The 12,778-nt window shown below is 72.6% G+C and carries 11 protein-coding genes; 4 read left to right on the plus strand and 7 right to left on the minus strand.

The window, feature by feature from the left end:
• Positions 1–24: 24 nt before the first annotated feature.
• The 3 genes from HJC40_RS01180 to lpdA all read right to left on the minus strand — a co-directional run bounded on the left by HJC40_RS01180 (position 25) and on the right by lpdA (position 4,393).
• On the minus strand, positions 25–933 hold the full coding sequence (locus HJC40_RS01180) for a TIGR01777 family oxidoreductase (RefSeq protein ID WP_249997717.1): 909 nt from the start codon (positions 931–933) through the stop codon (positions 25–27).
• A gap of 98 nt (positions 934–1,031) precedes the next feature.
• The gene (gene sucB / locus HJC40_RS01185; protein ID WP_249997718.1) at positions 1,032–2,948 is read right to left on the minus strand and encodes a 2-oxoglutarate dehydrogenase, E2 component, dihydrolipoamide succinyltransferase; all 1,917 of its coding nucleotides are present in this window, start codon (positions 2,946–2,948) and stop codon (positions 1,032–1,034) included.
• A gap of 56 nt (positions 2,949–3,004) precedes the next feature.
• Positions 3,005–4,393, minus strand: coding sequence for a dihydrolipoyl dehydrogenase (gene lpdA / locus HJC40_RS01190; RefSeq protein ID WP_249997719.1), 1,389 nt, complete (start codon positions 4,391–4,393; stop codon positions 3,005–3,007).
• Between the two features lie 165 nt (positions 4,394–4,558).
• Between lpdA and HJC40_RS01195 the strand changes: the two genes are divergently transcribed.
• Complete coding sequence (locus tag HJC40_RS01195; RefSeq protein ID WP_249997720.1) at positions 4,559–4,888, plus strand: hypothetical protein; 330 nt, start codon at positions 4,559–4,561, stop codon at positions 4,886–4,888.
• A 38-nt stretch (positions 4,889–4,926) separates the two neighbouring features.
• Here HJC40_RS01195 and HJC40_RS01200 read toward each other — a convergent pair whose 3' ends face one another.
• Positions 4,927–6,462, minus strand: a complete 1,536-nt coding sequence (locus tag HJC40_RS01200; protein ID WP_249997721.1) for a leucyl aminopeptidase — start codon at positions 6,460–6,462, stop codon at positions 4,927–4,929.
• A gap of 139 nt (positions 6,463–6,601) precedes the next feature.
• On the opposite strand from HJC40_RS01200, the gene gcvT reads away from it, so the two are divergent.
• Positions 6,602–7,762 (plus strand): glycine cleavage system aminomethyltransferase GcvT, encoded by a 1,161-nt coding sequence (gcvT, locus tag HJC40_RS01205; RefSeq protein ID WP_249997722.1) that lies wholly within the window; start codon positions 6,602–6,604, stop codon positions 7,760–7,762.
• 178 nt (positions 7,763–7,940) lie between these two features.
• Here gcvT and HJC40_RS01210 read toward each other — a convergent pair whose 3' ends face one another.
• Both HJC40_RS01210 and HJC40_RS01215 read right to left on the minus strand, forming a co-directional pair.
• Positions 7,941–8,681, minus strand: a complete 741-nt coding sequence (locus tag HJC40_RS01210; RefSeq protein ID WP_249997723.1) for an adenosylcobinamide-GDP ribazoletransferase — start codon at positions 8,679–8,681, stop codon at positions 7,941–7,943.
• On the minus strand, positions 8,678–10,627 hold the full coding sequence (locus HJC40_RS01215) for a bifunctional adenosylcobinamide kinase/adenosylcobinamide-phosphate guanylyltransferase (RefSeq protein ID WP_249997724.1): 1,950 nt from the start codon (positions 10,625–10,627) through the stop codon (positions 8,678–8,680). The genes HJC40_RS01210 and HJC40_RS01215 overlap by 4 nt, the downstream gene beginning before the upstream one ends.
• An 80-nt stretch (positions 10,628–10,707) precedes the next feature.
• Here HJC40_RS01215 and HJC40_RS01220 point away from each other — a divergent pair, with 80 nt between their 5' ends.
• The gene (locus HJC40_RS01220; RefSeq protein WP_221376221.1) at positions 10,708–10,905 is read left to right on the plus strand and encodes a hypothetical protein; all 198 of its coding nucleotides are present in this window, start codon (positions 10,708–10,710) and stop codon (positions 10,903–10,905) included.
• 1 nt (position 10,906) lies between these two features.
• Positions 10,907–11,731 carry a site-2 protease family protein gene (locus tag HJC40_RS01225; protein ID WP_249997725.1) on the plus strand — a complete coding sequence of 275 codons (825 nt, stop codon included), beginning with the start codon at positions 10,907–10,909 and terminating at the stop codon, positions 11,729–11,731.
• 43 nt (positions 11,732–11,774) lie between these two features.
• On the opposite strand, the gene HJC40_RS01230 is transcribed toward HJC40_RS01225, so the two are convergent.
• On the minus strand, positions 11,775–12,773 hold the full coding sequence (locus tag HJC40_RS01230) for an aldo/keto reductase family protein (protein ID WP_249997726.1): 999 nt from the start codon (positions 12,771–12,773) through the stop codon (positions 11,775–11,777).
• Positions 12,774–12,778 lie beyond the last annotated feature (5 nt).

Genomic DNA, 12,778 nt, shown 5'->3' on the forward strand with positions numbered 1-12,778 from the left:
CAGGTTAGCAAGCCGCCCCGCAGGTCAGCGGGACGCCGCCGGTTCGTGACCCACGGTGGCCCGCATCGCGCCGTCGATCGTCGGGTAGGCCCACCGGAAACCGGTCCGTTCCAGCACCGCCGGCACGACCCGCGCACTGCGCAGCGACTCGCCGGCGAGCTCGCCCATCACCAGGTGCAGAGCCGGGCTCGGCACGCTCAGCAGGGCCGGCCGATGGACGGCGGCGGCCAGCGCCTTGGTGAACTGGGCGTTGGTGATCTGCTCGCGGCCGACGATGTTGACCGGCCCGGAGATGTCCTCGCGCTCGAGCAGGAAGTCGGCCGCGCCGAGCCAGTCGGGCAGGCTGATCCACGGCATCCACTGCCGGCCCCCGCCCAGCTTGGCCCCGCCGCCCAGCTTGAACAGCGGCAGCAGCGGCTTGAGCAGGCTGTCGAGGGTCAGGCCGGTGCGCAGCAGCACCACCCGGGTGCCGGCGTCCTCGGCGGGCCGGGCGGCGGCCTCCCACACCCGGCACAAATCGGCCAGGAACGTGGTGCCGGCCGGCGCCTCCTCGGTGGCGGGGGTGTCGCCGGTCTCGCCGTACCAGCCCACCGCGGAGGACTGCAGCAGGGTCCGCGGACGGTCGGCCGCGGGCAGTTTGTGGATGGCCCGGGCGATCGTGCCGGTGGTGTCGACACGGCTCGACCGCAGCTCGCTCTTGTAGCGGGCCGTCCAGCGCTTGTCGCCGACGTTGGCGCCGGAAAGGTTGATCACCGTGTCGGCGGCGGCGATCACGTGCGGGTCGAGCTGACCCTGCGCGGGCTGCCAGGTGGCCTCGTCGGCGCCCCGGGCGGGCCGGCGCACCAGCTTGGTCACCTCGTGGCCGTTGCCGCGCAGCCGCTCGACGAGATGTGCGCCGAGGAAACCGGACGCGCCGGAGATCAGGATCCGCATGACTTCATCATGCCCTGAATCGAACCTGTTCAAAACGAAGGGAGCACACCGGCGAACCGGTGTGCTCCCTTTCCTGCTTACCGCTTGTCGCGGAACTGTCAGGCCAGGCCGAGGTCACCCTCGAAGTGCCCGCCCTCGAGACGGTCCTTGAGCGAGACCAGGAAGCGGGCGGCGTCGGCGCCGTCGACGATCCGGTGGTCGTAGCTCAGGGCCAGGTAGACCATCGAGCGGGGCACGATGATCTCGCCCAGCTCGGGGTCGTCGATCACGACGGCCCGCTTGACCACCGAGCCGGTGCCGAGGATGCCGACCTGCGGCTGGTTGATGATCGGCGTGTCGAAGAGCGCGCCCCGGCTGCCCGTGTTGGTCAGCGTGAACGTGCCGCCCGAGATCTCGTCCGGGCCGATCCGGTTGTTCCGGGTGCGGTCGGCGACGTCGGCGATCCGCTTGGCCAGGCCGGCCAGGTTGAGGTCGCCGGCGTCCTTGATCACCGGAACGATCAGGCCCTTGGGGGTGTCGACCGCGATGCCCAGGTGCTCGGAGTCGTGGTAGGTCACCGTGCCGGCCTCGACGTCGACCGACGAGTTGACCACCGGGTGCTGCTGCAGCGCCTCGACCGTCGCCAGCGCGAAGAACGGCAGGAAGCTGAGCTTGACGCCGTGCTTGGCCTGGAAGTCGGCCTTGGCCCGGTTGCGCAGCTGGGCGACGCGGGTGACGTCGACCTCGACGACCGTGGTGAGCTGCGCCGAGACCTGCAGCGACTCGACCATGCGGCGGGCGATCGTCGCCCGGGTGCGGGTCAGCTTCTCGGTGCGGCCCCGCAGCGGGCTCGGGGCCGGCTTGGCCGCCGCGGCCGGCTTGGCCGCCGCCGGAGCGGCCGGCTGCTGCTGCGGCGCGGGCGCGGCCTTGGCCGCCGCGGCCTTCTCGGCGGCGTCGATGACGTCCTGCTTGCGGATGCGGCCACCGACGCCGGTGCCGCTCAGCGCGGACAGGTCGACGCCCTTCTCGGTGGCCAGCTTGCGCACCAGCGGGGTGACGTAGCCGGCGTCGCCGGCACCGTTCGGGCTGGCCGTCTCGACCCGTGGCTTCGACGGGGCGGGCGGCTCGGCGGCCCGCTCGGCGGCCACCGGGTCCTTGGCCACCTCGGCCTCGGGAGCCGGGCTGGCGTAGGACTCGCCGGCCGGCGCGAAGTCGGGCGCGGGAGCCGACTCGATCTTCGGCGCCGGGGCCGGCTCGGGCGCCGGGGTGGGCTCGGGGGCCGGGGCGGGCTCGGGGGCCGGCGCCTGCTCCTGCTTGGGGGCGGGTGCCTGCTGCGGCGCGGGAGCGGCGGCCGGGGCCGCGCCCTCGGCGCCGATGATGGCCAGGTCGGCGCCGACGTCGGCCGTCTCGTCCTCCTGCACCTTGATCTCGAGCACGGTGCCCGCGACCGGCGAGGGGATCTCGGTGTCGACCTTGTCGGTGGAGACCTCGAGCAGCGGCTCGTCGACCTCGACGGACTCGCCGACCTGCTTGAGCCAGCGGGTGACGGTGCCCTCGGTGACGCTCTCGCCGAGGGCCGGCATCTTCACCGCGGTGCCCTGGCCCTGGCTCGCCGGGGCGGCGGCCTGCGGGGCCGGAGCCTCCTCCTCGACCGGCTTCTCGGTCGACGGGGTGGTGGGCGCGGGCGGCTCGGGCTCAGCCTGGGCCTCCTGCTGCGGGGCCTCCTGCTGCGGGGCCTCCTGCTGCGGGGCCTCCTGCTGCTGGGCGGGCGCCGGGGACGCGGAGCCCGCGTCCTCGCCGTCGCCCGCGATGATCGCGAGCTCGCTGCCCACGTCGGCCGTCTCGTCCTCGCCGACCACGATCCGGGTGAGCACGCCCGCGGCCGGCGACGGGATCTCCGTGTCGACCTTGTCGGTGGAGACCTCGAGCAGCGGCTCGTCGGCCTCCACCCGCTCGCCCTCCTGCTTCAGCCAGCGAGTGACGGTGCCCTCGGTGACACTCTCACCCAGCCGCGGCATGGTGACCGATGTCGGCATGTCTCAGAACTCCTTAACCACGGATTTAGATCAAGCTCGGGGGCGAACGACGGGGATCAGCTGTGCGCGTGCAGGGGCTTGCCGGACAGGGCCAGGAACGCCTCGCCGAGCGCCTCGTTCTGCGTCGGGTGAGCGTGGACCAGCTGGGCGACCTCCTCGGGGAACGCCTCCCAGTTGTAGATCAACTGCGCCTCGCCGACCAGTTCGCCCATGCGCGCGCCCACCATGTGAACGCCCAGGACCGGGCCGTCGTTGAGCCGGACGAGCTTGACGAAACCGGCGGTCTTGAGGATCTGGCTCTTGCCGTTGCCACCGAGGTTGTAGTTGTACGTCGTGACCTTGTCGCCGCCGTACTGCTCCTTGGCCTTGGCCTCGGTCAGGCCGACCGACGCGATCTCGGGGTCGGAGTAGGTGACGCGGGGGATGCCCGCCTCGTCGATCGGGGCCGGCTTGAGGCCCGCGATCTCCTCGGCCACGAAGATGCCCTGCTGGAAGCCGCGGTGGGCCAGCTGGAGGCCGGGAACGATGTCGCCGACGGCGTAGATGTTGCCCACGCCGGTGTGCAGCCGCTCGTTGGTGATCACGAAGCCGCGGTCGAGCGTGACGCCCTGCTCCTCGTACCCGAGGTCGGCCGTGGTCGGGCCGCGGCCGACCGCGACCAGCAGGACCTCGGCCTCGACGGTGTCGCCGCCGGCGATGGTCGCGCGGACGCCGTTGTCGGTGTGCTCGACCTTCTCGAACGGCTTGCCGACCTTGAAGTTGATCTTGCGCTTGCGGAAGGCGCGCTCGACCGTCTTCGAGATCTCCTCGTCCTCGGCGGCGACCAGCCGGGGCAGGGCCTCGATGATGGTGACGTCGGCGCCGAACGACTTCCAGACGCTGGCGAACTCGACGCCGATGACGCCGCCGCCCAGCACGATCGCGGAGGAGGGCACGCGATCGAGCTTCAGAGCGTGCTCGCTGGTGATGACCCGCGTGCCGTCGACCTCGAGGCCCGGGATGGTCCGCGAGTAGGAGCCGGTGGCCAGGATGACGTTGCGACCGGTGTAACGCTGACCGTCGACCTCGACGGTGTCCTTGGCGACGAGCCTGCCGGCGCCGTTGACGACCGTGATCTTGTCCTGCTTGAGCAGGCCCTGCAGGCCCTTGTAGAGGCGTGCGACCACGCCGTCCTTGTACGCGTTGACGCCGGCCATGTCGATGCCGACGAGGTCGGCCTTGACGCCGAACTGCTCGCTCTCGCGGGTCTGGTCGGCGACCTCGGCCGCGTGCAGCAGCGCCTTGGTCGGGATGCAACCGCGGTGCAGGCAGGTGCCGCCCAGCTCGGCCTTGTCGATCAGCGCGACGGAGAGGTTGAGCTCGGCCGCACGCAGGGCGGCCGCGTAGCCGCCGCTGCCGGCGCCGAGGATGACGATGTCGAAGGTTCCGCCGTTCGGCTGGCTCACGTTGACTCCAGTGTTCGCGTCGTTGCCATGCGGGTCACACAATGGAAACGGTCACAGTATGTCCCGGCCATCTTGTCACTTGTGGAACCCATCGATGTAGTCAGGTTCCCCACGTGCTGGCCCGCTCGACGTACTCTTGCCGCAATTGAGCGTGAGGAGCGGGTAGTGGCCTGGTTTCGTCGCCGCCGAGAGCCGCAGCGGGCGGCCGGACGACCGCTGGACCGTGCCGATCTTGAGTATCTCGCGGAGTTCGTCCGCACGCGGCGCGGGGTCGAGGCGTTCATCGAGCCCCGTACGTCGGTGACCGAGACCACCGTGCTGCTCGTGGCCCACGACGGCGAGTGGACGCGGCGGCGCACCGAGACGCCCGAGATCGCCCGGCGGTGGGCTCATCAGCTCAGTGTTCCCATCTATGACGTGCGGTTGCTCGGCTATCCGCAACGGATGCGCGACTACAACGAGCGCCAGAAGCGCCGTCCCGCCCAGGAAAACTGACACGGTTCCGGGCGTCGTGCGCCCGGAACCGGAAACAATCAGCCCAACTGGTCAATAACCGACAACAGGGTACGAATCGGGACGCCCGTGCCGCCCTTGCTCCAGTAACCGCTCGGCTCACCCGTGTGGTAGCTCGGGCCGGCGATGTCGATGTGCGCCCACTCGACGCCGTCGGCCACGAACTCGCGCAGGAAGATGCCGCCCTGCAGCATGTGCCCGGCGCGGTCGAGGTTGGAGTTGGTCTGCGAGATGTCGGCGATGTCGGACTCCATGCCCTTGCGCACCTCGTCCGGCAGCGGCATCGGCCAGGCCGGCTCGCCGACCTCGGCGCCCGCCGCGCGTACCCGCTCGACGGCGTCGTCCGAGCCCATCAGGCCGGCGATGCGCTTGCCCAGCGCGATGACCTGGCCGCCGGTCAGCGTGGAGGTCTCGAAGACGTAGTCGGTGCCGTCGGCGCAGGCGCGGGCGATCGCGTCGGCCAGCACCATGCGGCCCTCGGCGTCGGTGTTGTAGACCTCGGCCCGCTTGCCGTTGAACATCGTGATGACGTCGCCCGGCCGGTACGCCGTACCGGACGGCATGTTCTCGGCCATCGCCAGATAGGCGCTCACGGCGACGCCGGGCTTGAGGGCGGCGACGGCCAGCATGGTGGCGCCGACCGCGGCCGCGCCGGCCATGTCGGACTTCATCTCCCACATGCCGGCGGCCGGCTTGATGCTGATGCCGCCGGTGTCGAACGTGATGCCCTTGCCGACCAGCGCGACCCGCTTGGGCGACTCGACGCCCTCGGGCACGTAGCTCAGCTTGACCAGCCGCGGCGGCGCCTCGGAGCCCTGGCCCACGGCCACGATGCCGCCGTAGCCACCGGCCTTGAGCTGGTCGAAGTCGAGCACCTCGACGGTGAGGCCGGTGCCCTCGGCCGCGGCCACCACAGCGTCGGCGAACTGCGGCGGGCGCAGCAGGTTGGGCGGGGTGTTGACCCAGTCGCGGGTCAGGCGGACCGCGCGGGCGACGACCTCGGCCCGGGTCACCTCGGCCGCGGCCGCCGCGTCGCCGGCGTCGGGCACGTGCACCTGCAGGGCCGCGACCGGGTCGCGGCGGTTGGGCTGCGGCTTGGTCTTGTAACCGGCGAACTTGTACGACCCCAGGAGCGCGCCCTCGAGGATGGCGCGCAGCACCGCCGGCGCGTCCTCGTCGTCGGGCAGCGGCAGGGCCAGCGCGACCGTCCCGCTGCCGGCCAGCGCGCGGACCGCCGCGCCGGTGCCCCGGCGCAGCGTCTCGGGGTCGGGCGCCGACCCGGACGGCTCGTCGCCGAGGCCGACCGCGATCACCAGCGGCGCCGCGATCGTGCCGAGGGTGGCCAGCTTGGTCACCTCGCCCGGCGCGCCGCTCGCGCCGAGCAGCGCCAGCGTCGAGGTCAGCTTGCCATCGAACGCGGCGGTGATGCTCTCGGCGCCGGCCGCCGGCAGCAGGGCGCCGCCCTCGTCGGGCTGGCTGTGCAGGCCGATGACGATGGCGTCGACGGCCAATTCGGCCGGGTCGGTGTCGACCAGGCTGAGGCTGGGCTGGGTCACTCGGGCACTCCGCGGACGTGAAGAGCCAGCCGCCTCATGGGCCGCGCCGGCTGGTCTGTGGTCCCCGGCGCGGTGACGCCGGGGGTGGGGGTTCCCCGCGACTCTAACCAAGGCCGAGGTCACGGGTAAGTTGACTGCCATGTCTGCCGAGCACCACGATGCCCTCTTCCGATCGCCGTTGCACGAACGCCACGTCGCGCTGGGGGCGAAGTTCGCCGCCTTCAGCGGGTGGGAGATGCCCCTGGAGTACGCCCGGGGCGGCGTCGTGAAGGAGCACACGGCAGTCCGTGAGGCGTCGGGCGTGTTCGACGTGTCGCATCTGGGCAAGGCCCGCGTACGGGGGACCGGCGCAGCCGCGTTCGTGAACGCCTGCCTGACCAACGACCTCGGACGCATCGGCCCCGGCCAGGCCCAGTACACGCTCTGCTGCGACGACAGCGGCGGCGTGGTCGACGACCTGATCGCCTACCTGATCTCCGACGACGAGGTCTTCCTCATCCCCAACGCCGCGAACACGGCTGAGGTCGTCCGCCGGCTGGCCGCCGCCGCCCCCGAGGGCGTCACCGTCACCGGCGAGCACCGCGACTGGGCCGTGCTGGCGGTGCAGGGCCCGCAGTCGGCCGAGGCGCTGGCCAAGCTCGGCTTGGCGCCCGCGCACGACTACATGTCGTTCGAGCCGGCCCGCCTCGGCGACGCCGAGCTGATCGTCTGCCGCACCGGCTACACCGGGGAGCACGGGTACGAGCTGGTCGTGCCCTGGGACGCGGCCGGCGAGGTGTGGGACAAGCTGATCGACGCTAGGGTGCGGCCCTGCGGGCTGGGCGCGCGCGACACGCTGCGTACCGAGATGGGGTATCCGCTGCACGGCCAGGAGCTGACGCTGGAGATCTCGCCGGTGCAGGCGCGCTCGGGGTGGGCAGTGGGGTGGGGCAAGCCGGCCTTCTGGGGCCGGGACGCGTTGCTCGCCGAGAAGGCCGCGGGGCCGCGGCGGACCTTGCGCGGGCTCGAACTGACGGGGCGCGGGATTCCGCGGGGTCACATGCGGGTGTACGCCGGTGCCCCCGGTGGGGAGGCCGCGGGCGTGTCCGGTGGGGAGGCCGCGGGCGTGTCCGGTGGGGAGGCCATCGGCGAGACGACGAGCGGCACGTTCTCGCCTACCCGCAAGGTCGGCATCGCCCTGGCCCTGATCGACACCGCGGCCGGCATCAGCGACGGCGACCTGGTCGAGATCGACATCCGGGGTCGGCGCGCGGAGGCTCGCGTCGTGAAGCCGCCGTTCGTCCGGACGTCCGTGCGCTGAAGCGCGTCTGAGGTCTGTCGCCAGCATCGATCTGTCGCCGGCATCACGAAACCGGCCCTGTGGACAACCCATTTGGGCGTCGCGAGCGGCGTAGTTTGGGCCCGCCCCCTGGTCGGGCGGGGTAGGCCGGTTGGTCGGGTGGGCTCGTTGGGCCGTCGGGCGGTGGTGGGCCGGCTGGTCAGCGGAAAGACAGGCCGACCAGCGTGATCGTGGTGGCTACCTCCACGGCTGCGCCCAGCACGTCGCCGGTGATGCCGCCGAAACGCCGTACGGCGTGCCGCACCAGCCCCAGGACCGCCAGGAGCGACACCACGACGGCGACCGGCCCCTGCCACGGGCGGTCCGGTGTCGCGGCCGCCGCCGCACCCACGACGAGCGCCGCGGCTGCAACGGCCACCGGCATCGGCACGGTCCCGGCGACGAGCGCCCCCAGGCCCTCGGGTCGCGCCGCGGGAACGCCCCGGCGGCAGGCCAGTGGGATCGCCACCCGGCTGGCCGCGAACGCGACGACGACCGCGGCCAGCGGCAGGGTGGTCAGCGTGGCCGCCTGCAGCAGCAGCGTGAGCGCGATCGCCGCGACGCCGAAGGGCCCGATGTCGGACTTCTTCATGATCTGCAGGGCGGCGTCGCCCCGGCGGTAGGAGCCCAGCGCGTCGATCGTGTCGGCCAGTCCGTCCAGGTGCATGCCCCGGGTCAGCAGGGCGGCCGCGGTCACCGTCACCGCGGCCGCGACCAGCTCCGGGGCGTGCGCCTCGCGCAGCAGCCCCAGGAGCGCGGCCAGGATCAGGCCGAGCACGGCCCCCACGGCCGGCGCCACGCTCATCGCCACCGCGGCCGCCGGGCGGTCGACCCGCCCGGCCCGGACCGGCAGGACCGTCAGCGTCGTGATCGAGAGCCGGACGCCCGCCCCGAGGCTCACTCCGGCGTGGTGGTCGCCGGCCCAGGACCGTCCGGCTCCGGCTCGATGAAGGCGTCGTCGTCGTCCTCCGGCCGCAGCCCCGGGTGCGGGCCCACCGAGGACGCCAGCCCGATCGCCGTGCGCAGCAACGGCAGCGCGGCCAAAGCGTTCGCTCCCTCGCCGAGACCCAGGCCCAGATCGAGTACGGGACTCAGGCCGAGCACGTCGCCGCCCTGGCGCACCAGCTCGAGGTCGCCCGCGTCGGCCAGCAGCGTCCAGTGCCGGATCTGGCCGCCCAGATCACGGGCGATCAGACCGGCCGCGATGCCCACCGGCCCGTCGAGCACGACCGGCAGGCGCCGGGCCGCCGCGCCGAGCAGCGCGCCGGTGGCCACGGCCAGGTCCTGACCGCCGAGCTCGCGCAGGATGTCCTTGGCGCCCCGCGGCTCCCGGCGGATCCGGTGCAGCGCGTCCCGTACGGCGGCGGCCCGTTCCATCCAGGACTCGTCGTCGTAGACGCCGCCCGGCAGCAGGACGCGGGGCAGCACGGCGACTGCCTCGGCGCCGGTCGTGGCGGCCGAGACGGCGGCCGCGACCGCGTCGGTGCCGACGCCGATCGACGCGATGACGAGCAGGTCCTTGCCGGCCTCGGCGGCCGCGTCGGCCAGCAGCCAGCCCTGCTGAAGGGCCCGGTCGACGTCGTCGCCGCTCGCCGCGGCCATGTCCTCCATCGGGGTGGCCTCGCCGGTGCGCAGCACAGCGATGTCGGCCCCGGCCGTGCCGGCGAGGCGGCTCAGCACGCCCTCCCCGGCTTCGACCTGGGCGATCCGGCGCTCGACGTCCGCGATGTCGTCGCCGGCGGCGGCGCCGCCGGAGTGGCGGCCCGAGATCAGCAGCACCCGTGGGGCCGACCACGGCTTGGGGGTGACGGTGCCCTGGGTGGCGGCGGCGAACACCACCGCCTCGGCCAGACGGCCGAGGCCGGCGCCGGGGAAGTCCACGGTGACGAGGCGGTCGCGGGCGTCCGGGCCGGCGTCGCCGTCGGGCATGGGCAGGTCCATGCCGGGCTCGAAGACGACCGTCGACGCCACCAGCGGCAGGATCATCGTCGGCTCGTCGATCACGCCGGGGGCGCGGGGTGCGGGCCGCTCCTCGTCGGGGGTGACCGGGCTGACCAGCGGCGCGGACTGTTCCGCGGGCGGGCCCGACGGTTCCCCGGGCTGGATCAGCTCCGCGCCGGCGTCGGCGCCGGCTGCGCCGGCACTGGTCGCCGCGGTCGCCCCGGCACTGCTCGCCGCGGTCGCCCCGGCGGCCCCCGCCGCGGTGTCGCCGACCGTCGAGGCCTCGACCGGCGTCTCCGCGGTCAGCGGGCCGGTCGCGGTCCGGACGTTTGCCGGGACGCTTGCCGGTACGTCGCTAGCAGTGGGCGTCTTGAGCCAGACCGGGCGGCCGGCGACCACGAGCACCACCCGGTCGCACGCGTCGGCAAGCGCCTGGTTGGTCGTGCCCAGCGCGTCGGCGAACGCCCGCCCCACCGGCGTGACCGGCACCAGCGACAACCCGACCTCGGGGCTCACCAGCACCAGCCGCGCCGTGCACGAGCGCACCGCGGCGGCCAGGGCGGCCACGTCGGCCTCGTCGTTGTTGGGCTGGCGGGCCGGGTCGAGCAGCCCGGCCACCCACCCGCCCAGGTCGTCGACGATGAGCGTGTCGTCGGGCTTGGCCTCGGTCAGCAGCTCGGTCAACCGGGCCGGGTCGGCGCCGGTCTCCTCGGTCGACCACGACTGCGGGCGGCGCCGTTGATGCTCCTCGATACGCGCCAGCCACTCCGGGTCGTCCTCGCCGCCGGCCGCGGTCGCCACATAGCGCACCGCCGGGGCGTCGGCCACCAGCGACTCGGCGAACGCGGACTTGCCGGACCGGATCCCGCCGAGCACCAGGACCGTGTGCCACCGATCATCGGACATGCCCCGTACCTTAAGGCCGGGCCGCACAGAGCGACGCCGTAGGGTGGAGGACACCGACCGAGAACGTGAGGGGGCGGCGCATGCCGTGGAGTTGGCGGTACGAGAACGTCGACGGTCAGCCGGTGGCCGGGCCGGCGGAGACGTTCAGCAGCCAGGCTGACGCCGAGTCGTGGATCGGCCAGGAGTGGCGCGGGCTGGCCGAGGCCGGCGTGGCCAAGGTCGTGCTGGTCGAGGACGACCGGGTCGAATACCCGATGAGCCTGCTGCCGGCGGAGTGACGTGACCTACGACGAGCCCGTCCATACCACCACGCCGCGCCATGCGTTCGTGCCCAGTCCCGTCTTCGTGGGCATCGTCGCGGTCTTCGTGGTCAGCGGCTGGATGGCGTGGACGGGCTTCGGCAACGTACGGGTCGACGTCTTCCTGTTCATCGTCGCGGGCTGGCTGGTCTCGCTGTGCCTGCACGAGTACGCGCACGCGCTGATCGGCTACTTCTCCGGCGACCGCTCCGTGGCCGAGCGGGGCTATCTGAAACTCAACCCGCTCAAGTACACGAGCCCGCTGCTGTCGATCGTGCTGCCGGTGGTGGTCGTCATCCTGGGCGGCATCGGCCTGCCCGGCGGCGCCGTCTGGATCGACCACCGCTACATCCGCAGCCGGGTCAAGGACTCGCTGATCAGCGCGGCGGGCCCGCTCACCAACGTGATCCTGGCGCTGGTGCTGGCGATCCCGTTCCTGATCGGGGTCGGGCCGACGCTCGACGTGGTCGGCGGCCAGCTCGTCGCCGGCGGATCGAGCGACCATCTGGAGTTCTGGGCCGCGCTCGGGGCGCTGGCCTTCCTGCAGGTGACGGCGACGATCTTGAACCTGCTGCCGATCCCGGGCCTGGACGGCGGCAGCATTCTGGCGCCGTGGATGAGCCCGGCCTATCAGCGCGCGTGGAACCTGTTCGCCCCGTACGGCTTCATCCTGCTCTTCCTGCTGCTGTGGCAGACCCGGGTCGGCGATTACTTCTACGACCTCGTCTTCTGGATCACCGACAAGCTGGGGCTCTCCCAGGTCCTGATCCAGGTCGGTCTCGAACTGATGCGCTTCTGGAACTGACCGTCCGTACCCGGTGCTGGCCGGGTACGGACGCTCAGCGTGACTACGGGCGGTTGGCCGGCGACTGGGTCTTGGCCGGGTCGCGCTCGGTGACCGCGTCCAGGGCCGCGTCGATCGCCTTCATCAGGTCGGCGTCGAGCTTCTTGCCCGAGGCCGCGGCGTTGTCACGCACCTGCTCGGGACGCGACGCGCCGACGATGGCGGCCGAGACGTTCTGGTTCTGCAGCACCCAGGCCACCGCCAGCTGGGCCAGGGACAGCCCGGCCTGCTCGGCGAGCGGCTTGAGCTGGGCCACCGCCTCCAGCACCTCGTCGCGCATGAGCCGCGAGATGAAGGTGGCGCCCGACTTCTCGTCCGTGGCCCGCGAGCCGGCCGGCGGCTGCTTGCCCACCTCGTACTTGCCGGTCAGCACGCCCTGCGCGATCGGTGAGAAGACCACCTGGCCGATGCCCAGCTCGATCGAGGTGGGCACCACCTCGGCCTCGATGACCCGCCACAGGGCCGAGTACTGCGGCTGGTTGGAGACGAACGGGATCTTGAGGTCCTGGGCCATCTCCCAACCGGCCCGGATCTCGGTGGCGGTCCACTCCGAGACGCCGATGTAGAGGGCCTTGCCCGAGCGCACCACGTCGGCGAACGCCTGCATGGTCTCCTCGAGCGGGGTCGAGTAGTCGTAGCGGTGGGCCTGGTAGAGGTCGACGTAGTCGGTCTGCAACCGGCTCAGCGAGCCGTCGATCGACTCCATGATGTGCTTGCGGGACAGGCTGCGGTCGTTCGGACCGGGCCCGGTCGCCCAGAACACCTTGGTGAAGATTTCGAGGCCGGCGCGGCGCTCGCCCTTCAGGGCGCGGCCCAGCACCTCTTCGGCCCGGCCGCCGGCGTACACATCGGCGGTGTCGAAGGTGGTGATGCCCACGTCGAGGGCGGCCCGCACGCACGCGACGGCGGCCTCCTCCTCGACCTGGGAGCCGTGGGTGATCCAGTTGCCGTAGGCGATCTCGCTGATGAGCAGGCCGGAACGGCCTAGGTGACGGAACTCCATGCCCC

The organism is Actinoplanes sp. M2I2 (assembly GCF_023544445.1).
In the GTDB taxonomy this organism is placed as follows: Bacteria; Actinomycetota; Actinomycetes; order Mycobacteriales; family Micromonosporaceae; genus Actinoplanes.